Source organism: Lentzea sp. NPDC060358 (assembly GCF_042725365.1).
Taxonomy (GTDB): domain Bacteria; phylum Actinomycetota; class Actinomycetes; order Mycobacteriales; family Pseudonocardiaceae; genus Lentzea.
Map to the genome: position 1 here is coordinate 1 of NZ_JBHXCW010000115.1, position 23,778 is coordinate 23,778.

Below are 23,778 nucleotides of genomic sequence, written 5' to 3' on the forward strand. Positions count from 1 at the left end.
TGGTCTTGCTACTCAAAGGAATACTCCTGACGAGGAGTATTCATATTACTGGCTGTGTTTCGGCACGCTGTTGAGTTCTCAAAGAACACGCGCTCACCGGATCCGTTCTCCGTTTTCGGAGAGTTTCTCTCGGGGCTTGTGTTGAAAGCTTAGCCAGTTCGTTTTCGCTTTGTCAAATCGGCGTTTCCGTCGATCTCGGCTCCGCGCAAACTCGCTTCGCATTCAGTTTTTGGCTTGGTTCAGAAGTTATCCGAGTGGCTTTTCCGGTGTCAAATCGGGGTCTTTATCGGATCCCGGACAGCACGGTAGGCCGTAGATTCACTTCTGGGGGTTTGACGCCGTGAGACTTTACCCGGCCCGATCCGCGGTGTCAACCGCTCGTTCCGGGGTCTCGCTTGCGACTTGGAGAAAGTTACTCACGGGCCCGATCAAAGTCAAATCGCCTGGTCAGCGGGCTGCTTGATCGGAACGGACGGGGACGGAGCAGTCGGCTTGGCCCCGACCGGACGCGGCCGGAGCCACAGGGAGATGGAACGAAGTCCCTCCATCGCCTTCACGATCTGGTCCGGCGCGGCCGGCTGGCGGGTCGCCAGCGGGACCAGGTCGTAGCCCCAGACGCCGAACTCCTTGAGGACCGTCACCGGATCGTCACCGAAGTCGGCCGTCGCGGTCGCGGAGAACTCCAGGAACACGTGCGGCCGGTCGCGGCGCAGCAACCGGACGAGGCCGGCCAGCGCGCGATGACCGCGGCCGGGCGTGTCTACCCGTACGACCGAGAGCTTCATCCCCTGCACCAGGGCGATGTCCTCGAGCTCCTTGTCCAGGCGCACCGACCGGACCCGCGCGACGTCCTCGCCCGCGTCGTCCGCCAGGGGCGACACCGAGATGCCCCCGGTCAGCGTCGGCGAGGCAGCCAGTTCGCCGGGGCTCTCCCACGCCGCGCCCTCGATCACGGTGAGCCGCTCGGCGACGGCGACCGGCAGGTTCGCCGCGACGTTGTGCCGCAGCAGCGCGGCGGCCGAGGCATCGGGTTCGACGGACACGACCGCGCCCATCAGCCCGAGCCGCGACAGCACCCGGATCGAGTGGTAGCCGACGTACGCGCCGACGTCGAGGAAGATCCCGTCCGGTTCAAGCACGGAGTCGAGCAGCTCGGCGAGCTCCGGCTCCCACACCCCGTTGGACGACAGCAGCGGGAGCATGAACGCGTCGTCGGACGGCAGCCGCATCATGCCCGCGTCGCACAGGACCAGCGACGACCGCACCTCGGGCAGGTCACCGGAGGCCTCGTGCTGGCGGACGACCACGCGCCGCAGCGCGTCGGCGGTCTGCTGCGCCTGGTGGGCGGTGCGGATGGCGGCGTCCAGCCGCGAGTCGCGCTCGCGGAAGACCTCGACGACCTTGGACTCGAGGCCGTCGATCCGGTCGAGCGTGCGGTCGAGCGCCACGGTCAGCCGGTCGATCCGCTCGGCCAGCACGTCGGTGGCCTTGGCGCGCTTGGCGGCCTCGGCGACGACGGCGTCCTCGATGTCGCGCAGGCGGCGGCCCTGACCGGCCATGTCGGCGCGCACCCGCACGACGCCGTCGTCGACGCCGATCAGCTGGTCGCCGAAGTGGGTCTGGCGTTCGGCGACCTGCTCGACCTCGGCGCGCAGCAGTTCCAGCTCGCCCGCGCCGACACCCGCCTTGAGCGCGTCCTGCCGGTTGACCAGCTCGGCCACGGTGCGCTCGACCCCGTCGATCAGGGTGTGCAGCACCTGGCGCATGTGGTTGTCGTAGTGGTCCAGCGCGCGCAGGACGACCTTGCGCAGCGCGGGCGCCATCGGCGTGCGGTGCGGTCCGTCCACGGTCGGCTGGCGAAGCAGCGCGTGCTTGGCCGACTGCAGCGCGAGCATCGGGTCGACCTCGGGCTTCGGCTTGGGGCGGCGCGCGCGCCATCCCCGGTACGCGTGCTCCACCCGTTCGCGGAGGATCTCGCTGACGCGCGCGACGGACCGCACGGACAGCACGTGCTCCCGTGCGGCGGTACCCAGTGCGGCAGCGGTGGGCAGATCGTCGGCCAGCGAGCGCAGCAGTCGCGAGGCGGCCTGCACGTCGGGTTCGGCACCGGCGTGACACGGCACGAGAACCGCCGTCTTGCCGAACAGCTCGGCCACGGCGCCGTGGTCCGACGCCACGATCGGGACGCCGCGCACGGCCAGTCCGGCCAGTCGCAACGCGATGCGGTCGTCGGCACCACCGCGGTGCAGCGACACCACGGCGTCGGCGGTCAGGCACGCGTCCTCGTCGTCGACCAGGGAGATCCGCTGGTCGGCGGCGGTGGCGAGGCGCAGCCGCTCGGCGGCCTCCGGGTGGTCGAGCGCACCGGACACCGCGATCCGCAGCTCGACGTCCGTGCGGTCGGGGAACGCGGTGAGGAACGCGGACACGGCTCCGAGGACGTTGCCGGGGCGGTCCAGCGCATGGTCCGCGATCGCCGCGAACACCACCACTTCGCTCGACTCGTGCTCACGCGCCCCGAGGTCGTGCACGGGCACTGGCACCACACGCACGATGGGGCCGCCGATGCGTTCGGCAGCGGCTCGTGACAGGTCGGACGACAGCCAGAGTTCGTTGACGCCCGTGCGGTCGTCCGCGGCGGTGGCGTCCAGTGCGACCTCGACAACGAAACGCCCGGACGGCACCTCATCTGCTGGAGAGGTGCGCACGACCACGGGATAACTGGCGGAAGTCGACACGGGCAGGCCGGACGCACGGGCGGCGGCGAGCACCAGCTCGGCCAGCGGCCCGGACCCGACGACGGACACACCGAGCTGGTCGAGCAACGCCGGCCCCTCGGACCGGGGCTGCGGCACGGCGGGCACGGGCAGCCGGCCGGACGCGACGCCCGCACCGGCGCACCACTCGCGCCACGCGTCGGCGTCCGCGCCGAACGGTGCGGGGAACTGCTGCTGGAGCGCCTGGTCGGCACGCCACACGGCGTCGGCCCAGCGCGTGCCGCCGTGCTCGGTCGGCTCACAGGCCCAGAGGAGGAACCCGCCCCCACCGTCCTCGCCGAACGCGGGCGGCGGCGTCAGCACCGACGTCCGGTAGTCGGCGCGCAGCTCGGACGGGATCTGCGTCCCGTCGATCAGGGCGCCGAAGCGGTAGGGCACGGGTGCGACGGTCCAGCCGGACCGCACCAGTTCGGCGCGGTAGGCGGTGCAGAGCTCGGCGACCTCCGCGTGCTCCGAGAGCAGCACACGGGGGCGTTCGGCGAAATCGGCGGACAGCAGCCACGGCCGGCGTGGGTCGAACCCGCGGAAGTGGACCGTGAGCAGGTCTTGGCCGACCACGGCCAGAGAGCCGGCCTCGGTGCGGTGCAGCGGACGGTCGGCCACGTTCCAGACGGACAGGCCGACCCGTGCGTCGCGCACGACGTGGTGGGGGACGATCGCCGGCATGTCCAGCGAGGCGAGGTAGGGCTCGGCGCCCTGGCCGACCGCGATGAACCCGGGGTCGAACGCGCCCAGCTCGTGCAGCTCGGCGGGGCCGGGCTGCAGCCCGTCGGACGGCAGCGGCCGCAGGGTGCGCGGCAGCAGCACGACCGGTGCGGTGCGCAGCGCCTCCAGCACGAGCTTCGTGAGCGACCCGAACACCTGGACCCACGGGTCGAGGTACAGCACGGGCATGCCCTGCGACAGCAGCGCCTCCAGCAGCCTCGGCAGCAGCGCGGCCTTCAGCGCGGGCGCGTCGAGCGAGGTCGCGAGCACGTGCAGCTCGTCCTCGGGCACGCCGATGTCGAGCGGCGTCATCAGGCCGGGTCCGGCGTGCTCGGGCTGCGCGTCGACGACGAGCGCGACGAACCGCCCCTCGGGGTGCTCCGCGAGGAACGAGCCGGACAGGACCTTGACCGCGGGCAGCTCCGCCGCCGTGGCGACCGTGCAGGCGCAGATGGTCGGCTGGAACTGGGGTACCTCTGTCACGGAGAGCAACGTATCGGCCTCACAGCACGGGAAGAAGAGTGCGCAACTCGTACGGGGTGACGCTTCGACGGTACGCGTCCCACTCCGTCCTCTTGTTGCGCAGGAAGAAGTCGTAGACGTGCTCGCCCAGGGCCTCGGGGAGCAGCTCCGAGTTCTCCATCTCGGTGAGCGCCTCGCCCAGGTTCTGCGGCAGGTTGGCGTACCCGGCGGCGCGCCGTTCACGGTCCGTCAGCGACCACACGTCGTCCTCGGCGGGCGGCGGCAGCTCGTAGCCCTTCTCGATGCCCTTGAGGCCGGCGGCCAGGATCACCGAGTAGGCGAGGTACGGGTTGCACGCGGAGTCGAGCGACCGGACCTCGACACGGCGCGACGACGACTTGCCCGGCGAGTACATCGGCACGCGGACCAGCGCGGAGCGGTTGGCGTGACCCCAGCACACGGCCGTGGGTGCCTCACCGCCGACGATGAGCCGCTTGTACGAGTTGACCCACTGGTTCGTGACGCCGGAGATCTCGCGCGCGTGCTTGAGGATGCCCGCGACGAACTGCTTGCCGATGTCGGAGAGCTGGTAGGGGTCTTCCTCGTCGTAGAAGGCGTTGCGGTCGCCCTCGAACAGCGAGAAGTGCGTGTGCATGCCCGAGCCCGGCTGGTCGGTGAACGGCTTGGGCATGAACGAGGCGCGCACGCCCTGCGTGATCGCGACCTCCTTCACCACGTACCGGAACGTCATGACGTTGTCCGCCATGGTCAGCGCGTCGGCGTAGCGCAGGTCGATCTCCTGCTGGCCGGGTGCGCCCTCGTGGTGGCTGAACTCGACGGAGATGCCCATGGCCTCCAGCGCCTCGATGGCGTGGCGGCGGAAGTGCGTGGCCGTCTCGTGCGAGGTCTGGTCGAAGAACCCGCCGTTGTCCGCGGGCTCGGGCTCGCCGCCGTGCCCCGGCAGGTCCTTGAGCAGGAAGAACTCGATCTCGGGGTGCACGTAGCAGGTGAAGCCCGCCTCGCTGGCCTTCGAGAGCGTGCGGCGCAGCACGTGGCGCGGGTCGGCCCACGACGGGGAGCCGTCCGGCATGGTGATGTCGCAGAACATGCGCGCGGAGTAGTTCGTGCCCTCCGGCGTCTGCCACGGCAGCACCTGGAACGTCGCCGGGTCGGGCTTCGCGACCATGTCCGACTCGTAGACGCGCGCGAAGCCCTCGATGGCGGAGCCGTCGAAGCCGATGCCCTCGCTGAAGGCGCCCTCGAGCTCGGCCGGGGCGACCGCCACGGACTTCAAGAAGCCCAGGACGTCGGTGAACCAGAGCCGGACGAACCGGATGTCGCGTTCCTCGAGCGTGCGGAGCACGAACTCCTGCTGGCGGTCCATAGGGCGCAGCTTAAGGCCCCGGCACCTTCTACGATCAACGCATGTCCGCCCGTTGGTTGTTGGTTTGCGCACTCGCCCTGCTCACGAGCTGCACGTCCGGTGGAGATCTCCCCGATGGTGCGACCTTGCTCTCGCAGTCGGCCGAGTCGATGCGCTCGGTGAAGACGGTCCACTTCACGATCAAGGTGGACGGCGAGCTCCCGGACGTGCCGGTGAAGGACGCCGACGGCGACCTCACCTCGGCCGGTGACTCGAAGGGCACCGCGAAGGTCACGTTCGGCGGGCAGCTGCTGTCGATCGAGTACGTGCTGACCGGCGGGAACCTGCACTTCAAGGGCCCGACCGGCGGGTTCACCAAGCTGCCGGCGGCGTTCGCGGGGCAGGTGTACGACCCGTCCGCGATCCTGAACCCGGACAAGGGCGTGGCCAAGGTCCTGGCCAGCGCGAAGGACGCGAAGACGAAGTCGGCCGGTGACGTGTCGGTGGTCGAGGCGACCGTGCCGAAGGACGTGGCGGCCGGGCTGGTGCCGGGCATCGGGTCGGACGTGAAGTCGACGTTCTCGGTCGGGGGCGACAAGAAGCTCAAGAGCGCGCTGTTCGAGCTGCCGGGCGGGCAGAAGGTCGAGGTCGGGCTGACGGACTTCGACAAGCCCGTCACGGTCACGGCTCCCGCGTAGATGAGACGAGTCGCTCTCGCCGCGTCCGGCGCGGCCGTTCTGCTGGGGGCCCTCGACGCGTACGTCGTCGTCGGTGTCCTCACAGACATGGTGCGCGATCTCGGCATCGCGGTGAACGAGCTGGAGCAGGCGACGCCGATCGTCACCGGCTACCTGCTCGGGTACGTGGCCGGGATGCCGTTGCTCGGGCAGCTGTCGGACCGGCTCGGGCGGCGGTTCGTCCTGCAGGTGTCGCTGCTCGGGTTCCTGGTCGGGTCGGTCGTCACGGCGCTGGCCGGGGACGTGCCGCTGCTCGTGACCGGGCGGGTGGTGCAGGGCCTGGCCGGGGGCGCGCTGCTGCCGGTGACGATGGCCCTGGTCGCGGACCTGTGGGAGGAGAACCGCAGGTCGTCGGCGCTCGGGACGGTGGGAGCGGCGCAGGAGCTGGGGTCCGTCCTCGGCACGTTGTACGGGATCGGTGTCGCGACGCTGTTCAACGCGATGCCGTTGTTCGAGGCGTGGGAGCCGCAGAGCTGGCGGTGGGTGTTCTGGGTCAACGTGCCGTTGGCGGTCATCGCGATGGTGGTCGTGCACCGGACCGTGCCGAACACACGGCGCGAGGTGCGCATCGACGTCGTGGGCGGTGTTCTGCTCGCCCTCGCGTTGTCGTTGTTGGTGGCCGCGCTCTACAACCCGACGCCCGCCGAGTCGGTGCTGCCGTCGTGGGGCTGGCCGGCGGTCGTCGCGGCGGTCGCGGTGCTCGCCGGGTTCTTCGTGTGGGAACGGCGGGCCGGGACGAAGCTGATCGACCCGGAAGGCGTGCGGTGGCGGCCGTTCTGGGCCGTGCTCGGCGTCTCCCTCGCGGCCGGTGCGGCGCTGATGGTGACGCTGGTGGACGTGGAGCTGTTCGCGCAGACGGTGCTGCGCCGGGACTCGGCGGCCGCGGCGACGCTGCTGACCCGGTTCCTGGTCGCCCTGCCGGTCGGTGCCGTGCTGGGCGGGTTCCTCGCCGCGCGCTTCGGCGACCGGTGGGTGTCGTTCACCGGCCTCGCGATCGCGTCGGTGTCGTACGTGTTCATCGCGCAGTGGCCCGCCGACGTCAGCGGGTGGGTGCTCACGCGTGACCTGGCCATCGCCGGTTTCGGGCTGGGGCTGGTCATCGCGCCGTTGTCCGGCGCTGTGCTGCGCGTGGTGCCCGCCGTGCGCCACGGCGTCGCGTCGGCGTTCGTCGTCGTCGCGCGCATGACGGGCATGCTCGTCGGTGTCGCGGCGCTGTCCGCGTGGGGACTGCACCGCTTCCGCGAGCTGACGGCAGACCTGAACACGCCGCTGCCGTTCGGCGTCGAACCCGCTGAGTTCCAGCGGCAGATGGCCGACTACCAGCGCGGGCTCACCGAGGCGCTGCTCACCGAGTACCACGAGATCTTCCTGATCACGTCGGTCATCTGCGCGCTCGGAGCGCTGGGGTCAGTCCTCCTGCCTGGCCGTCAGCAGACCGAGTCGGTCTCGGGCAGCCTCAGGTCGACCAGGTAGTTCGTGCCCACGCCGTCCACGCAGCCGATGCCCGCGAGGAACGCCGTGTGCTGGTTGCCGTTGTACGTCAGCAACCGCGCACCCAGCGCCTGCGCGAGGTCCACACCGGATTGGTAGGGCGTCGCCGGGTCACCGGTCGTCGAGACCACCAGCACCTGCGGCAGGCCCTTCACCGTCGGGGGGTGCGGTTCCGACGTGTGCGGGGCCGGCCAGAACGCGCACGGGCCGAGCGCGGTCTCGTCGGTCGGGACGGTGTCGTTGCCCAGCAGTTCCAACAGCCTCCGACGGTTGGACTCCAGGGTGGCGCGGTCCTTGACCGGCGGCTCGTCGACGCAGCGGATGGCCACGAACGCGTCCTGGATGCGGCTGTAGCTGCCGTCCGCGGCGCGGCCGAGGTACTGGTCGGCGAGCTGCAGCAGGGTCGTGCCCCGGTTCTGCCGCAGCTCCTGCAGGCCCTTGAGCGCGGTCTCCCACAGCCGGTCCGTGTACATCGCCTGGATGATGGCGGTGTTCGCGTCCGAATGGGACAGCTTGCGCTCGCCGACCTGCAGCGGGGTCTTCTTGAGCGGCTCGATCATCTGCCGGAACTTCGACTCCGCCGCCTTGACGTCCGTGCCGATGGGACAGTCGCGCTGGGCGCACCAGCCCGCGAACCGCTCGAACGACTCCTCGAAGCCCTGCGCCTGCCGTGCCGACGCCGCCACCTTGTCGCCGTCGACCTCCACCGCGCCGTCGAGCACCATCGCGCGCACGTTGCGGGGGAACATCTCGGCGTACAACGTGCCCAGCCGCGTGCCGTAGGAGTAGCCGAGGTAGCTCAGCTTCTTCTCCCCCAACGCGGCGCGCAGCACGTCCACGTCCCGCACGACGTCCCTCGTGCCGACGTTGCGCAGCAGGTCGATGCCGCTGCGTTGGGCGCACTTGTCCACGAAGAACTTGTTCTCCGTCTCGACGGCGTTCGCGGTCTCGCCCTTGGGGCGGAGCCGCTGCGCGTCGCGTTCGGCGTCGGTCAGGCACTGCACGCGCGGCTGGCTCGCGCCGACGCCGCGCGGGTCGAAGCCCACCACGTCGAACCGCTTGCCGACCGGGTTGCCCGCCTGCATGTTCGCGACGTGCGCCATGCCCGAACCGCCGGGTCCGCCGGGGTTCACCACCAACGAACCGACGCGCCGCCCTTGTTCCGTGGCGGTCCTGCGCAGCAGTCCCACGGTGATCGTCCCGATGTCCGGCTTCCCGTAGTCGAGCGGAACCTGCAGACGCGAGCACTGGATGCCCTCACGCTCGAACAGGGTCTTGCTCTTCGCATCGGTCGCGTAGGGCTGGCAGGCACCCCACGACAACGTCTGCGCGTAGAAGCGTTCGAGTCCCTTGCGCGCGGCGACGGGAGAGCCGTCGATGCGCGCGAAGGACGTGGACGTGCCGAGGACGATGATCAAGGCGAACAGGGCCGCGGTGACTCGGGATCGCCTCTTCGTCATTAGGCGCACCGGGTTCCGTCGGCGGGGAGGGTCTGGTCGATCAGGTACTTCACGCCGGCGTCGTCCACGCACTTCTCGCCCTGCAGGAAGACCGTGTGCTGCACGCCCTCGAAGGTGAGCAGCCGCGAGTTGAGCGCCTTGGCCAGGTTCACACCGGCCTCGTAGGGCGTCGCCGGGTCACCGGTCGTCGAGATGACCAGCAGCGGCGGGATGCCGTCAGCCTTGGGCGGGCCGGTGCGGGCCGTGACCGGGGCGGGCCAGAACGCGCACGAGTCGAGCGCCGCGCCGGGCGGGTTGCCGTCGTCGAGGAACGGGGCGGCGGCCTTGTAGGCCCGCGCGGACTCCAGCAGCGCGTTCTTGTCCGTAAGCCGCGGGTCGTCGACGCAGTGCACGGCGCTGAACGCGTCCGTGATGGTCGAGTACTCGCCCTGGTCGTCGCGGTCGAAGTAGGCGTCGGCCAGGGCCAGCAGCACCCGGCCCTTGCCGTTCTTGAGCTCCGTGAGGCCGTTGAGCAGGACCGGCCACAGCTGCTCCGAGTACAGCGCCTGGATCGTCGCCGTGATGGCGTCGTTGTAGCCGAGCTTGCGGTCGCCGACGTCGACGGGCTTTCCGATCAGCGGTGTCGTGAGCTGCCGGAAGCTCGCGTTGGCGTCGCCGCCGGTGAGCGGGCAGTCGCCCTTCTCGCGGCACCACTTCACGAACTCGTCGAACGCCTTCTGGAACCCGGCGGCCTGGGCGACCAGCGACGCGAGCGGGTCCTGGCCGGGATCGACGGCACCGTCGAGGATGAGCGCGCGCACGTTCTGGGGGAAGGTCTCGGCGTACTCGGTGCCTATACGGGTGCCGTACGAGTAGCCGACGTAGCTCAGCTTCGCGTCGCCGAGCGCAGAGCGGAGGACATCCATGTCCTTAACTACGTCCCGCGTGCCCAAGTTGGCGAGCATTGAAGCCCCGAATTTTGTCCCGGCGGCACACTTGTCGGCGTATGCCTTGTTCTCCTGCTCCGTTTGGGCGATTCCGGCCGGGCTGGTGTCCAGATCGAGGTCCAGCCGCTCGGCGTCGCGCTCCGGTCCGGTGAGGCAGCGGACCGCCGGTTCGCTCGCCCCGATGCCCCGCGGGTCGAACCCGATGAGGTCGAACCGCTTCCCGAGCTCGGTCTTGCGGTAGTCGGAGACCATGCCCGCGGCGGCCGCCATGCCGGACGCGCCGGGACCGCCGGGGTTGATCAGCAGCGAGCCGATCCTGTCCCCCGTGGCCTTGTACCGGAGCACGCCGATGGTGATCTTGTCGCCGGTGGGCTTGGCGTAGTCGAGCGGGACCTGGACGCGAGAGCACTCGACGTCGCGCTTGCTGCCGTAGGCCTGCCGACTGGACCCGGTGGTCGCGAACGAGGAGCAGTCCTGCCAGGCGACCTGCTGGCCGTAGAACTCCTCGAGCCCGGCGGGGACGGGGCCTGCCGGACCGGCCTTCTCGAGGGTGACGCCGGGCTTGGGCCCGCCCTCGATGACCGACGTGCAGGACGCGAGCAGCGGAATGACGAGCAACACGCTCAAGAGACGGACCACAGCCCGATGGTATGGGAGATGATGGGGGCATGCCGCAGCTTCGAATCGCGCTCGCCCAGGTCAACGCCACTGTGGGCGATCTTTCGGGCAACGCTTCGCTGGTCGTGGACTGGACGCGCAAGGCCCGTGAGGCAGGCGCGCACCTGGTCGTCTTCCCCGAGATGGTGCTGACCGGCTACCCGGTCGAGGACCTCGCGATCCGCACGTCGTTCGCCCGCGCGTCGGCCGAGGCACTGGAGGCGCTGGCGGTGTCGCTGGACGCGGCGGGCCTGGGCGACGTCGCCGCGGTCGTCGGCTACCTGGAGCACGACTCGGTGGGGCCGCGCAACGCGGCAGCCGTGCTGTCCGGCGGACGCGTGGTGGCCCGTCAGTCGAAGCACCACCTGCCCAACTACGGCGTGTTCGACGAGCGGCGCTACTTCAAGCCCGGTTCGTCGCTCGACGTCGTGCGCGTCAACGGCGTCGAGGTCGGCATGGTGATCTGCGAGGACCTGTGGCAGGACGGCGGCCCGATCACCGCGCTCGGTGAGGCCGGCGTCGACCTCGTGGTCTCGCCCAACGCGTCGCCCTACGAGCGCAAGAAGGACGACCAGCGGCTGCCGCTCGTGGCGCGCCGTGCGGCCGAGGCGCGCGCTCCGCTCGCCTACTGCAACCTCGTCGGCGGCCAGGACGAGCTGGTGTTCGACGGCGACTCGCTGGTGGTGGGCGCCGACGGCCAGCTGGTCGGCCGCGCGCCGCAGTTCGTCGAGCACCTGATGGTCGTGGACTTCGACCTGCCCGGCGGCGGCACCTACGAGCAGGGCCAGATCGGCGACTTCTCCGTGCGCCGTGTGCCGCTCTCGGAGGCGGTGCCGGCCTACGAGCCGTTGCCCGCGCCGCGCGTGTTCGAGCCCCTGTCGGACGAGGCCGAGGTGTGGCACGCGCTCGTGACGGGCCTGCGCGACTACGTGCACAAGAACGGCTTCCGGTCCGTGGTGCTCGGTCTGTCCGGTGGCATCGACTCGGCCGTGGTGGCCGCACTGGCCGTGGACGCTCTCGGTGCCGACTCGGTCTACGGCGTCTCGATGCCGTCGTCGTACTCGTCGGAGCACTCGCGCTCGGACGCGTCGGAGATGGCCGTGCGGACCGGCCTGCACTTCTCGACCGAGCCGATCGGCGCGATGGTCGACGTGTACGTGTCGCAGCTGTCGCTGACCGGCCTGGCCGAGGAGAACATCCAGGCCCGGTGCCGCGGCATGCTGCTGATGGCGCTGTCGAACCAGCACGGCCACCTGGTGCTCGCGACCGGCAACAAGTCCGAGCTCGCGGTCGGCTACTCGACGATCTACGGCGACGCCGTCGGCGGCTACGCGCCGATCAAGGACGTGCTCAAGACCCTGGTCTGGGACCTCGCCCGGTGGCGCAACGCCGAGGCGGAGAAGCGCGGCGAGACCCCGCCGATCCCGGAGAACTCGATCTCGAAGCCCCCGTCGGCCGAGCTGCGCCCCGGCCAGGTCGACTCCGACTCGCTGCCGGACTACGAGCTGCTCGACGACCTGCTCGACGACTACGTCGAGGGCGACCGCGGCTACGACGACCTGCTGGCGGCCGGGTTCGCGCCGGAGCTCGTGGACCGCGTGCTGCGGATGGTGGACAAGGCCGAGTACAAGCGGCGCCAGTACCCGCCGGGCACGAAGATCTCGAACAAGGCGTTCGGGCGGGACCGGCGGCTGCCGATCACCAACGGGTGGCGCGAGGGCTGAGGCCGCACCGGCGCCGCACAACGGCCCGCCGCGGGCCTGGCGCCGCCCCCACCTGCAGGAGTGGAGCCTGCTCCACCGCGCGACCGGACCCCGCCCGGATACGTTTCTCACCATGAAACGGATCTGGGCGGCCTTCGTCTACCTGGCGTCGGGGCTGCTGACGGCGATCGCGACGTGGCTCGCGGTCGGCGTGCTGCTGCTGTCCGTCGTCATCCTGCCGTTGCTGCCGATCACCGCGCCGCACATCCGCCGCATCGTCGACCTCGACCGGCGGCGGCTCGCCCGCTACGCCGGGGTCGACATCCCCTCGCCGCCGCCGCTCGACGGGCCGTGGCTGCACCGCGCGCAGCGGGTGCTGGCCGACCCGGACAGCCGGCGGGACGGGATCTGGCTGATCGCGCACGCCCTGTACGGCACGATGTTCGGTGCGCTCGCGATCGGTCTCGTCGGGCCGTTCGTGCAGCAGCCGGTGGTGCTGCTGTTCTGGTGGGTCTTCCCCGGCGGCAACGAGAACTCGTTCGGGCTGCACGTCGACTCGTGGCCGAAGGCCCTGCTGAGCCTGCCGATCGGGCTCGTGCTCGCCGCCCTGCTCACGCAGCTCCCGCGGCTCGCGGACCTCGACGCGAAGTGGGCGGAGAAGCTGCTGTCACCGCCCAAGGCGTCGCTGGAGAAGCGGCTGGCCGAGGTCGTCGCCACGCGCGCCGCGGCGTTGCAAGCGCACGGCGCGGAGCTGCGGCGGATCGAGCGGAACCTGCACGACGGGACGCAGAACAAGCTCGTCGGCGTCGTGATGATGCTCGGCATCGCGGAACGCACGCTCCAGCAGAACCCCGACAACGCGCTGCAGGCGTTGCTGCGGGCCCAGGACGCGGCCGGCGACGCCCTCGAAGAGCTCCGCAACGTCGTGCGCAGCATCCACCCGCCGGTGCTCGAGGACCTCGGACTCGACGGCGCGATCCAGGCGCTCGCCGCCCGGTGCCCGGTGCCGTGCGTGCTCACGGCCGAGCACCTCGGCCGGTTGCCGGCGGCGGTGGAGGCGGCCGCGTACTTCGCGGTGGCCGAGGCGCTCACCAACGTGGCCAAGCACAGCGGCGCCCGGCACGCGAGGGTCAGCCTCGCCGCCCACGACGACAAGCTCGTCGTCGTGGTCCACGACGACGGCAAGGGCGGCGCGGACGAGAAGCAGGGCACGGGACTGGACGGCATCCGCGGCCGGGTCGGGGCGCTCGACGGCACCGCCGACGTCAGCAGTCCCGAAGGCGGCCCCACCGTGCTCACCGTCGTGCTACCGATGGGACAGTGACCTCATGCGCATCGTGATCGCCGAAGACGACGCCCTGCTCCGCGAAGGGCTGACGTTGTTGCTGCGCAACGAAGGCATCGAGGTCGCCGCGGCGACCGACAACCCGGACGACTTCCTCGTGGCCGTCGCCGACCACGAGCCGGACATCGCCGTCGTCGACGTGCGGATGCCGCCGACGTTCACCGACGAGGGCCTGAAGGCGGCCGTCGAGGCGCGCCGCAGGCACCCGAAGCTCGCGGTGCTGGTGCTCAGCGCGTGGGTCGAGCAGAGCTACGCGCACGAACTGCTCGCCGGCACCAACGGCGGCGTCGGCTACCTGCTCAAGGAACGCGTCGGCAAGGTCGCGGACTTCCTCGACTCGCTGCACCGCGTCGCGAACGGCGGCACGGCGCTCGACCCCGAGGTCGTGTCGCAGCTGCTGGTGCGGCGCAAGGCCGACGACGCGCTCAGCGTGCTGTCACCCCGCGAACGCGAGGTCCTCGGCCTGATGGCGGAAGGGCTGTCCAACACCGCCATCGGCGAGAAGCTCGTGCTCAGCGCGGGAGCCGTGCACAAGCACATCGGCAACGTGTTCCTGAAGCTCGGCCTCAACAGCGAGGACGGGTCGGGCGACCGGCGCGTCCAGGCCGTGCTCGCCTACCTGGACCACTGAGGGATCGGCGGCGCCCAGTGCGGCCTGCGGACCAGGCAGAACGGGTGCCCGGCGGGGTCGGCGCACACGTCGCCGGCCAGCCGCACGGCCCCCAGCGCCACCACGCGCGGCCCTGCCTCCGCCGGGTCTTCGACCATGACGTCGAGGTGGAACTGCTGCGGCACCGCGGGGTCCGGCCAGGTGGGCGGCCGGTGGTCCGGGACCCGCTGGAAGGCCAGGCCGGACGACGTGTCGTCGTCCGCGACCACCACCCAGTCGTCGCCGCGGTAGGTGATCGGCTGCCCGAGCAGTGCCGAGTAGAACTCGGCCAGAGCGGCCGGGTCGGGGCAGTCCAGGACCACGTGGTGCCGCCGCCCGATCATCGGGGCCGCACGAACGGGAACAGCACGGGCTTCACAGCAGGCCGTGCTTCAGCGCATATGCGGGAAACCCCGGTCCTGTGCACGGAAGTCTCATGTCGCTACCGCGCAGCATGTCGATGATGTTGCCCGCGCCCGTCTCGGTCAGCTTGCCGCCACGGCACGACTGAGCGAGCAGCCAGATGGTGCCGTGAACCTCAAGACCGTGCGCACGCGCCACCTTGGTCGCTTTGCTGTCATCTGTCAGCGCAACGCCGTCGAGCAGCTCGCTGGCCGCGAACACGCTTGCCTCACCATGATCGCGATCGGACGTACCGATCACCCGCGACCACTTCTCGAAGAGAAGTATCGAGTGGATTTCGTCCAGCGCTTCGACGTGCAGCCACGGAAGGTCGAGAGCATTGCGAAGAAGCGGGTACTTCTCCGCACCTTCCTCGATCTCGCCCTTGACGATCACCGTGGTCCAGCAGTCCCGGCCGCTCAGAAGGTCGCCCAGCACGTCGAGCCGTTCGATCAGGGCGAAGTGCGTCAGGCACATGGTGTCCAGGACCAGCGGCGAACTGCGCGTCATGGCGCCACGTCGTCATCGGGCGGTATGGGCAGGTCGTTCTCCACGACCTGCCCGTGCATGAGCTCCACGACGCGCGACGACGTCAGCAGGTTTCGCTTGTACGCCTCCATCACGGCCTTGGCGTAGTCACGAGGGACTCGGATGGCGTCGAGATCGGGTTGGGGAGCCCACCCGACCGCGTCCATCAACTCGGCCTTGGTCGGTGTCCGCTGTCGCCACAAACGCCCCTCGGCCGCGTCGACGACCTCGACCAGCTGCGCCTGGCGAATCGCCAATGACCACGAGGTGCGATACCGGGCCGCCAACTCGACGAGGTCCTGCCGTCCGTTCGCCGTGGCCACCACGTCGGAGGGGAGCAGCAACTCCGCCGCGAACGCGTCGACCACCGCTTCCCGGTCGCGAAGAGACGCGTGAACTCCTATGTCGTTGGAGTAGGGATCTCCGAGCACCATGTGTCCGAGCTCGTGCGCCGCAGTCGCTCGACGGCGACCGGGGTCGGTGAACGAACTGACCACTGCCACGGCGAGCTCGTCGTCGACCACCATCGACGCACCGTCTCCTCGCAGATCGGTGACGAGAACGAACTGTCCCTGCCGTTCGCAGAGATCCATCAACGTCTCGATCGGGTCGAGGGCCAGGCCCGCGTCCCGTCTGATCTGCAACGCGACCCGCCTCGCATCGTCTTCGGCCGCAACAGCACCCCGGCAGCGGTACGGCTCGCGAGGTGCCAGCGTGCCCAGGTCGATGAGTTGCCGGACATCTCGCGCCCACGCCTCCAGACGGGCTTCCAGGCGGTACGCCTGCCTGCCCGCGTCCGTGGCGGTGTCCTCGCTCAGTTCGGCGCGCCTGGACAACACCGCGGGAGCGGTGTGGAGGAAGTAGTCCAGAGGAACGTCCAGCGCGGCCGCGAGCCTGGTCAGCTCGAGGGCGTCCACCTTCCGCGTGCCCGCTTCGATCTTGGCGATCATGGTCCGATCGAGCATCAGGGCCGCGCCGAGCTCTGCCTGGGAGAGACCAGCACCGATTCGGGCGTCGCGCACGCGCTCGCCCACCTGGCTCCACCCTCGCACCTCGGTCATGGTGCGATTTTCGCACAGGCTGATAGCTGTGTCACATTCGGCCACGGAGCGTGACTGATGTGGTGCCTCTCAGGTGGGCCGCACGAACGGGAACAGCACGGTCTGCCGGATCGACGTGCCGGTGAGCATCATCAGCAACCGGTCCACGCCCATGCCGAGCCCGCCGGTCGGCGGCATGCCGTGTTCCAGCGCCCGCAGGAAGTCCTCGTCCAGCTCCATCGCCTCGACGTCGCCGGACGCGGCCTTCAGCGACTGCGCCTCCAGCCGCCGCCGCTGCTCCAGCGGGTCCGTGAGCTCCGAGTAGGCCGTGCCGATCTCCGCCCCGAACGCCACCAGGTCCCAGCGCTCGGCCAGGCGCGGGTCCTCGCGGTGCTGCCGGGTCAGCGGCGACACCGAGGTCGGGAAGTCGATGTAGAACGTCGGCCCGACGGTGGTGGCCTCGACGAACGAGTCGTACGCCTCCTGCACGAGCTGGCCGTGGTCCCAGTCGTCGTTGACCTCCACGCCGCGCGCCGACAGCAGCGACCGCAGCTCCGGGACCGGCGTGTCCGGCGTGACGGGAGCCTCCAGCGCCGAGGACACGGCCGTGTAGACCGGGACCACCGGCCACTCCCCGGAGATGTCGAAGACGCCCTCCGGCCGGTGCGCCACCTCGGCGTCGAAGGCCTCGCGCGCCGCGTGCTGGATCAGCGTGCGCACCAGGTCGAGCATCACCCGGTAGTCCGCGTAGGACTGGTAGGCCTCGAGCATCGTGAACTCGGGGTTGTGGGTGGCGTCCGCGCCCTCGTTGCGGAAGTTGCGGTTGAGCTCGAACACCCGGTCCACGCCCGCCACGCAGAGCCGCTTCAGGTACAGCTCCGGTGCGATCCGCAGGTACATCCGCATGTCGTAGGCGTTGATGTGGGTGACGAACGGCCGGGCGTTCGCGCCGCCGTGCACCGCCTGCAGCATCGGCGTCTCGACCTCGAGGTACGAGTGCGCGTGCAGGAACTCCCGCACGCTGCGGATCACGTCGCTGCGCAGCTTCAGCAGCGCCGCCGAGTCGGAGTTGACCACCAGGTCGAGGTAGCGCTGGCGGACGCGCGCCTCCGGGTCGGTGAAGCCCTTGCGCTTGTCCGGCAACGGGTGCAGGCACTTCGCCGTCATCGTCCACGACGTCGCCAGCACGGAGATCTCGCCGTGGTCGGACTTCACGACCCGCCCGGTGACGCCCACGTGGTCGCCGAGGTCGACGTCGGACTTCCACGACGCCAGGCCGTCGCCGAGCGAGTCGACGGTCAGCATCAGCTGGATCTCACCGCCGAAGTCCCTGATCCGCGCGAAGCAGAGCTTGCCCATCTCCCGCAACGCCACCACCCGCCCGGTGACGGAGACGTCCTCGCCGAAGCGCTCCCGTGCGGCGGCGAGCAGGTCCGTGCGCTCGAACCCCACCGGATACGGGTCGACGCCCTCGGACATCAGCCGTTCGACCTTCGCGATCCGCACCCGGACCTGCTCCGGCCGCCGCACGGCCTTGGGCTCGACCTTGATCGCGTCGATCTCGGCGACCTTGGCAGCGAAGTCGTCGCTGACGTCGGTCTTCTGCAGCGCCCGCTTGCGCAGCGACCGCAGCGACGGCACGAACCCCTCGGCGACACCGGCCGCGATGCTGACGCGGGGCAGCGACCGCGAGCGCTCGTAGCAGAGGAACCGCGGCTCCCACTCCGGCAGGTACTTCGCGTTCGACCGGTACAGCGACTCCAGCTGGAAGAACCGCGACGCGAGGGACAGCACGCCGCGCCACGCCCGCAGCACCGGTCCCGCGCCGATCTTCTCGCCCTCCTCGAACACCGCGCGGAACATCGCGAAGTTCAGCGAGATCCGCTGCACGCCGAGATGTCCGGCGGCACCGGCGAGCTGGGCGACCATGTACTCGTTGAGGCCGTTCTCCGCGCCCCGGTCGCGGCGCATGAGGTCCAGCGACACGCCCCGGCGGCCCCACGGCACGAACGACAGCAGTCCGCGCAACGCGCCCGAGGCGTCGTAGGCCTCGACCATCACGCACCGGCCATCGCTCGGATCCCCCAGGCGCCCCAGCGCCATCGAGAACCCGCGCTCGGTCTCGGCGCCGCGCCACGCCTCCGCGCGGTCCAGGATGGACGCCATCTCGTCCGGCGCGATCTCGCTGTGCCGGCGCACGCGCGCGGTGTACCCGGCGCGTTCGACGCGGGACACCGCCTGGCGCAGCCCCCGCCGTTCCGGGCCGGCGAGGTTGAACTCGCGGACGTCGAGGATCGCCTCGTCGCCGATCTCCAGCGCCTTGAGGCCCGCGTCGGAGTAGACCTGCGCGCCGCGCTCGGACGCGCCGAGCACGCCCGGCAGCCAGCCGTAGGTCCGCGCCTCGGACAGCCACGCGAGCACGGCCTCCGGCCAGGCCTCCTCGTCGCCGACCGGGTCGGCCGAGGCCAGCGTGACGCCGCCGATCACCCGGTACGTCAGCGCCGCGCGCCCGGAGGCGGCGAACACCACGCTCTTGTCGCGGCGGGTCGCGAAGTAGCCCAGCGAGTCCGGTTCGCCGTCGGCCGCGAGCAGCCGCCGCACGTCGAGCTCCTGCTCGCCGGTGATCATGCTCTGGGTGCGGACGCCGCGGAAGAACAGGTACATCGCGCGGATCGCGACGAGCGTGCCGAGCAGGCCCAGCACCACGCTGAGCCACTGCGGGCCCTCGGGGATGTCGAGCCGGCCGAGCCGCACGACCTCACCCGTGGCCTGGTTCGCCGCCCACGCGAGCTTGTCGGTCTGCTGGACCAGCCTGCCGGGGAAGAACTCGGTGAGCGCCCAGCCGACGCCGACCAGCAGGAGCATGCCCAGCACGAACGACGCAAGCGCTTGCTTCCAGGCGCCGCGCGGCAGCCGGGCGGGGAACGCCTCCCGCGTCGCGAGCAGCAGCACCACGAACAGCACCGAGGTCGCGACCCCGATGCCGAGGAAACCCCAGTGCGGCTTCTCGCCCTCGTCCAGGATTTCTTCAGGTGCCAGGGCCAGGATGACCATGATGAAGCCGACCAGCGCGAGGCCGATGGCCTGGAACAGCAGCAGCGCCCACAGGGCCGCGCGCTTGTGCCTGCGCAGGGCGGCGCCGAGCACGAAGAACACCAGTGCGATGAAGAGGTTGCCGTCGATCGGCAGGCCGAAGAAGAACCCGATGCCGTCCGCGACTTCGGTGAACCAGCTGTCCTCGGGCAGGATCACCCGCAACAGCGACAGCACACCGGCCAACTGCACGATCGTAGCGATCGTGCCCGCCGTCTTCCACTTCCACGCCGGTGCCACATCAACTCCCGAGGTCGGCCGATGTCAGCCATGATTCCGTCTTCGGCAGGACGGGTGCATGTCGCGTCGTCCGGGCGTGTCGAACACCCGGTCGTCGTGCTCAGTTCGGGCCTCGGCGGCGCGTGGTTCGACTGGGACCGGACGGTGCGGCTGCTGGAGCCGTCCGCACGGGTCGTCGTGTTCGACCGGCCCGGCCTCGGCCTGAGCGGACCGGCGCGGCGCGGGCCGTCGCTGGCGCGCGAGGTGGCGGTGCTCGACGCGGTGCTGCGCGGGGTCCCCCGGGCCGTCCTGGTCGGTCATTCGATGGCATCGATGCACGTCGAGGCCTATGCCCGGCTGCGGCCGCACCGCGTCGAGGGGATCGTGCTGCTCGACCCGGACACCGAGACGCCGGGCGCGGGAGCGCCGTTCGACGTCTCGGCGGTGCTCGCGCAGGGCATGCGCGCGTTCGGCAGCCGCTGGCTCGGCGCCCGCGCCACCCGCCGGTTCGGGCACTCGTTCCGCAACTGGCTGACCGCCGCCTCGACGCTGGGTGTGACCGATCCCGCACCCGCGGACCTGGTCGAACTGGTCTACCGGCGGCCCGGTGTCGGCCGGGCGGCGCTGTGGGAGCTCGCGTCCTACCCCGGTCAGGTGGCGACGCTGGAACGACTGCGCACCCGCCGGTCGCTGCCCCGCGTGCCGTTCCTCGTGCTCACGGCCGGTCGCAGGATCTGGCCGGAACACCGGTCGTTGGCCGGCCTCGTGCCGTGGGGGCGCAACGTGCCCGTGCCCGGCAGCCGGCACATGATCCAGATGGACCGGCCCGACGCCGTGGTGATGGCTGTGCGGGAGGTGCTGAAAGGGCTGCCGGAATCGGTGCAGTGACGCACATCCGTTGTGAGGCCCGCCGCATCCCCTGCCGGTTCCCCCTCGGCGGTGCCACTCTGGTGTCCGGCAACCGTGCACCAAGCGCCCGGGGACCCGCGCACGCGGGCCTCGAGGAAAGGACGGTCGACGATGACCACTGCCGAAGTTTCCGCGCCCTACGGCTCCGGAGCGGGCCAGAAGCCCCCGGCCAAGCGCGTTCGCGTCCACCACCTGCGGGAGATGAAGGAACGGGGCGAGGCGTGGCCGATGCTCACCTCGTACGACACGTTCACCGCCTCGATCTTCGACGAGGCCGGCATCCCCGTCCTGCTGGTCGGTGACTCGGCGGCCAACACCGTCTACGGGCACGACTCGTCGCTGCCGGTCACGGTGGACGAGCTGATCCCCCTCGTGCGCGCGGTGACCCGGTCGGTGAAGCGCTCGCTCGTCGTCGCCGACCTGCCGTTCGGCTCCTACCAGGTGTCGGTGGAGCAGGCCGTCGCGACGGCCGTGAGGTTCATGAAGGAAGGCCAGGCGCACGCGGTCAAGCTGGAGGGCGGCGCCTACTTCGCGCCGCACATCCGCGCGATCACCGCCGCCGGCATCCCGGTCATGGCGCACATCGGCTTCACCCCGCAGTCCGAGCACCAGCTCGGCGGCTACCGCGTCCAGGGCCGGCACGAGAACCACGACGTCGTGCTGCAGGACGCGCTGGCGGTGCAGGAGGCGGGCGCGTTCGCGGTCGTGCTGGAGATGGTGACCGCCGAGGTCGCGAAGCAGATCACCCACGACCTCGTGATCCCGACCGTCGGCATCGGCGCCGGCCCGGACACCGACGCCCAGGTGCTCGTGTGGCAGGACATGATGGGCCTGAACCGCGGCAAGGCGCCTCGCTTCGTCAAGCGCTACGCCGACATCGGCAACGTCATGCTGGGCGCGGCGAAGGAGTTCGCCGACGAGGTGCGCGGGCAGCAGTTCCCCGGCCCGGAGCACACCTTCCACTGAGCCACGCGGGCCCCGTGCACCGGTTTTCCCACCGGTGCACGGGGTTTCCCGTTACTCCGGGGCGTTCTCGGTGCGGACCATGACGGCGGCGAGCGCGTCGCGGACCTGGTCCGGCGTCATGCCCGGCGGCATCTGGGCCGCGACCGCGGCGGCGAACGCCTCGACGTCACCGTCGGTGGGCAGCGAACGCACGGTGGCGAGCACCTTCGCCTCGTCGTCGGTCAGGGCGCCGGTCATCGCGTCGACCTTCGCCTCGATGCGGCGCAGGTCCTGGCCGAGCCAGAAGAACACCTGCTCGGCGGGGTACCACTTGCCGTCCTGCCCCATGATGTTCAAGGGGAGCTCCTCCTTGTTCTGGGCGTGCTCGAGAATGCGGCCGACGTTCAGGCCGCCGGGGTCCCAGTGGTCGTCACCGGGGATGTGCTGGTGGCCGAGGAAGCCGGAGAACGAGTCGAGCTCGTACTGCGTGAGCCGCAACGGGCTCGACGGGGTCGCGAGCGGGTACGGCATCTCGCCGTCACGGCGGAAGCCCTTCCACACCACGACGTACGGCACACCGCCGTACTCGTGCAGCGGCCGGGCCATCTCCTCGCCGAGCCATCTCAGCACGTCGTCGGGCCAGGTGTGGGACTGCGACGCGAAGCCGACGATCTCGACCTGGATGCAGCGCGAGTCGTCGGCGTCGGCGTTCCACAACGCGTAACCGCCGAGGTTGATGGGGATGTGCTGGACCTTGCGCCTGCGGAACGGGTCGACGATCAACTGCGGCGGGTAGGGCGCGTACGCGTTCACCGCGCCCTCGATGCTGCTCCCCTCGGTGGTGTGCAGCAACGCCTTGGGATCGTCGTACTCGTCGTAGGGCACGCCGGGGACGCCGGGGAGTTCCCAGCGTTCGAACCCCGGGAGCCACAGGTCGGGCATGGGTCATGCCTCCGATGCGGAGTTGGGCGGGCGGGCGGTGACGTCGTTCGCCACGCTCACCACCCGCGAGAACCTGCGCGGCGCAGGGCGGTGCCGATCACGTGGTCAGGGGTCATCCCTGCTCACCTCCTTGCTGGTCAAGGGATTGCGCGTGCTGAAGTCGCCCATCTGCGTGAGCGCGCGGTGAACCGCCTGAGCGACGTGCTCAGGGCGGGACGTGCGCAAGGGGGCAGCCGGGATGCACCGCGGGCGAAGTGGCGGCGGTGTTGATCGGCGAAGGGTCACGACCGCGGCAGAAGGCGGCTCGGCACCCGCAGCGCAGGCGCTGACCTCGAAGAACACCGCGCCGTCGTCCAGCTCGCACCCGAGGTGCGGCCGGACGACCGCGGTTGGGTTGCCCCGGTACGACGCACCGCAGGCGAACCTGTTTCCCGCCGGGCAGCCTACACCCCGCGACCGGACGGCCGCAGATCGCGACGAACGCGCAGGTGATCGACGTCCTCTTCGCGATCCGGGCCCCGTGCCCGACGATGGGCCCATGTACCCGGAGATCGAACCCCACGCGTCGGGCCACCTGGACACCGGTGACGGCAACCTCGTGTACTGGGAGGAGTGCGGCAACCCGGACGGCAAACCCGTCGTGTTCCTGCACGGCGGCCCCGGCGGCGGCTGCTCGCCGTCGCACCGCCGCCTGTTCGACCCGTCCGCCTACCGCATCGTGCTCTTCGACCAGCGGGGCTGCGGGCGTTCGCTGCCGCACGCCTCGACGACGGGCGACCTGTCGGCGAACACGACCTGGCACCTCGTCGAGGACATGGAACGGCTGCGGTCGTCGCTGGGCATCGAGCGGTGGCAGGTGTTCGGCGGCTCGTGGGGCTCGACGCTCGCGCTGGCCTACGCCGAGAAGCACACCGACCGCGTCACGGAACTGGTGCTGCGCGGCATCTTCACGCTGCGGACGTCCGAACTGGACTGGTACTACCGCGGCGGGACGGCCCACCTCTTCCCCGACCTGTGGGAGAGGTTCCTGGAGCCGATCGCCGGGATGGACGGCGACCCCGTCGAGCTGTACGCGCGGCTGCTCGCGGACCCCGACCCCGCGGTGCACGGGCCGGCGGCGGTCGCGTGGAGCACGTGGGAGGGCGCGACCGTGACGCTGCTGCCCCGGCCGGAACTGGTGGCGGAGTTCGCCGTGCCGGAGTACGCGCTGGCGTTCGCGCGGATCGAGAACCACTACTTCGTCCACCGCGGCTGGCTCGAGGAGGGCCAGCTCATCAGGGACGCCGCGCGGCTGCGGGACGTCCCCGGCGTGATCGTGCAGGGCCGCTACGACATCGCGACCCCGCCGGTGTCGGCCTGGGACCTGCACAAGGCCTGGCCGGGGTCGGAGCTGGTGATCGTGCCGGACGCCGGGCACGCCTACGA

At 70.6% G+C, this 23,778-nt stretch carries 17 protein-coding genes; 8 read left to right on the forward strand and 9 right to left on the reverse strand.

Going from position 1 to position 23,778, the window contains the following annotated elements; genetic code table 11:
• Window positions 1–434 precede the first annotated feature (434 nt).
• The gene (locus tag ACFWGZ_RS23370) at window positions 435–3,965 is read right to left on the reverse strand and encodes an FkbM family methyltransferase (protein ID WP_382453683.1); all 3,531 of its coding nucleotides are present in this window, start codon (window positions 3,963–3,965) and stop codon (window positions 435–437) included.
• A gap of 19 nt (window positions 3,966–3,984) precedes the next feature.
• A complete protein-coding gene (locus ACFWGZ_RS23375) occupies window positions 3,985–5,328 on the reverse strand; it encodes a glutamine synthetase family protein (protein WP_382453684.1) in 1,344 nt (447 codons plus the stop codon).
• A gap of 125 nt (window positions 5,329–5,453) precedes the next feature.
• On the opposite strand from ACFWGZ_RS23375, the gene ACFWGZ_RS23380 reads away from it, so the two are divergent.
• Both ACFWGZ_RS23380 and ACFWGZ_RS23385 read left to right on the forward strand, forming a co-directional pair.
• Entirely contained in the window at window positions 5,454–6,005 is a 552-nt protein-coding gene (locus tag ACFWGZ_RS23380; RefSeq protein WP_382453685.1) for an LppX_LprAFG lipoprotein, read from the forward strand.
• Window positions 6,006–7,517, forward strand: coding sequence for an MFS transporter (locus ACFWGZ_RS23385; RefSeq protein ID WP_382453686.1), 1,512 nt, complete (start codon window positions 6,006–6,008; stop codon window positions 7,515–7,517). It abuts the gene before it with no gap.
• On the opposite strand, the gene ACFWGZ_RS23390 is transcribed toward ACFWGZ_RS23385, so the two are convergent.
• Together ACFWGZ_RS23390 and ACFWGZ_RS23395 are read right to left on the reverse strand one after the other, a co-directional pair.
• Entirely contained in the window at window positions 7,472–8,995 is a 1,524-nt protein-coding gene (locus ACFWGZ_RS23390) for an alpha/beta hydrolase (protein WP_382453687.1), read from the reverse strand. The two genes, ACFWGZ_RS23385 and ACFWGZ_RS23390, sit on opposite strands and share 46 nt — an antisense overlap.
• Complete coding sequence (locus ACFWGZ_RS23395) at window positions 8,995–10,560, reverse strand: alpha/beta hydrolase (protein ID WP_382453688.1); 1,566 nt, start codon at window positions 10,558–10,560, stop codon at window positions 8,995–8,997. The genes ACFWGZ_RS23390 and ACFWGZ_RS23395 overlap by 1 nt, the downstream gene beginning before the upstream one ends.
• A 29-nt stretch (window positions 10,561–10,589) precedes the next feature.
• On the opposite strand from ACFWGZ_RS23395, the gene ACFWGZ_RS23400 reads away from it, so the two are divergent.
• The 3 genes from ACFWGZ_RS23400 to ACFWGZ_RS23410 all read left to right on the forward strand — a co-directional run bounded on the left by ACFWGZ_RS23400 (window position 10,590) and on the right by ACFWGZ_RS23410 (window position 14,257).
• A complete protein-coding gene (locus ACFWGZ_RS23400; RefSeq protein WP_382453689.1) occupies window positions 10,590–12,302 on the forward strand; it encodes an NAD+ synthase in 1,713 nt (570 codons plus the stop codon).
• A 112-nt stretch (window positions 12,303–12,414) separates the two neighbouring features.
• Window positions 12,415–13,605 (forward strand): sensor histidine kinase, encoded by a 1,191-nt coding sequence (locus ACFWGZ_RS23405; RefSeq protein WP_382453690.1) that lies wholly within the window; start codon window positions 12,415–12,417, stop codon window positions 13,603–13,605.
• A 4-nt stretch (window positions 13,606–13,609) separates the two neighbouring features.
• A complete protein-coding gene (locus ACFWGZ_RS23410) occupies window positions 13,610–14,257 on the forward strand; it encodes a response regulator (protein ID WP_382453691.1) in 648 nt (215 codons plus the stop codon).
• Here the strand turns inward: ACFWGZ_RS23410 and ACFWGZ_RS23415 are convergent.
• The 4 genes from ACFWGZ_RS23415 to lysX form a co-directional block, all read right to left on the reverse strand.
• Complete coding sequence (locus tag ACFWGZ_RS23415; RefSeq protein ID WP_382453692.1) at window positions 14,242–14,619, reverse strand: VOC family protein; 378 nt, start codon at window positions 14,617–14,619, stop codon at window positions 14,242–14,244. The two genes, ACFWGZ_RS23410 and ACFWGZ_RS23415, sit on opposite strands and share 16 nt — an antisense overlap.
• 31 nt (window positions 14,620–14,650) lie before the next feature.
• The gene (locus ACFWGZ_RS23420) at window positions 14,651–15,187 is read right to left on the reverse strand and encodes a hypothetical protein (RefSeq protein WP_382453693.1); all 537 of its coding nucleotides are present in this window, start codon (window positions 15,185–15,187) and stop codon (window positions 14,651–14,653) included.
• A complete protein-coding gene (locus tag ACFWGZ_RS23425; RefSeq protein WP_382453694.1) occupies window positions 15,184–16,266 on the reverse strand; it encodes a helix-turn-helix domain-containing protein in 1,083 nt (360 codons plus the stop codon). The genes ACFWGZ_RS23420 and ACFWGZ_RS23425 overlap by 4 nt, the downstream gene beginning before the upstream one ends.
• Before the next feature lie 69 nt (window positions 16,267–16,335).
• Window positions 16,336–19,578 carry a bifunctional lysylphosphatidylglycerol synthetase/lysine--tRNA ligase LysX gene (gene lysX / locus ACFWGZ_RS23430; protein ID WP_382453695.1) on the reverse strand — a complete coding sequence of 1,081 codons (3,243 nt, stop codon included), beginning with the start codon at window positions 19,576–19,578 and terminating at the stop codon, window positions 16,336–16,338.
• A gap of 21 nt (window positions 19,579–19,599) precedes the next feature.
• Between lysX and ACFWGZ_RS23435 the strand changes: the two genes are divergently transcribed.
• Window positions 19,600–20,445, forward strand: a complete 846-nt coding sequence (locus tag ACFWGZ_RS23435) for an alpha/beta fold hydrolase (protein ID WP_382453696.1) — start codon at window positions 19,600–19,602, stop codon at window positions 20,443–20,445.
• Window positions 20,446–20,577: 132 nt separating this feature from the next.
• Window positions 20,578–21,432 (forward strand): 3-methyl-2-oxobutanoate hydroxymethyltransferase, encoded by an 855-nt coding sequence (gene panB / locus ACFWGZ_RS23440; RefSeq protein ID WP_382453697.1) that lies wholly within the window; start codon window positions 20,578–20,580, stop codon window positions 21,430–21,432.
• A 51-nt stretch (window positions 21,433–21,483) separates the two neighbouring features.
• On the opposite strand, the gene ACFWGZ_RS23445 is transcribed toward panB, so the two are convergent.
• Complete coding sequence (locus tag ACFWGZ_RS23445) at window positions 21,484–22,353, reverse strand: hypothetical protein (RefSeq protein ID WP_382453698.1); 870 nt, start codon at window positions 22,351–22,353, stop codon at window positions 21,484–21,486.
• A gap of 538 nt (window positions 22,354–22,891) precedes the next feature.
• Between ACFWGZ_RS23445 and pip the strand changes: the two genes are divergently transcribed.
• A partial coding sequence (gene pip / locus ACFWGZ_RS23450) for a prolyl aminopeptidase (protein WP_382453699.1) occupies window positions 22,892–23,778 on the forward strand: 887 nt, incomplete at its 3' end.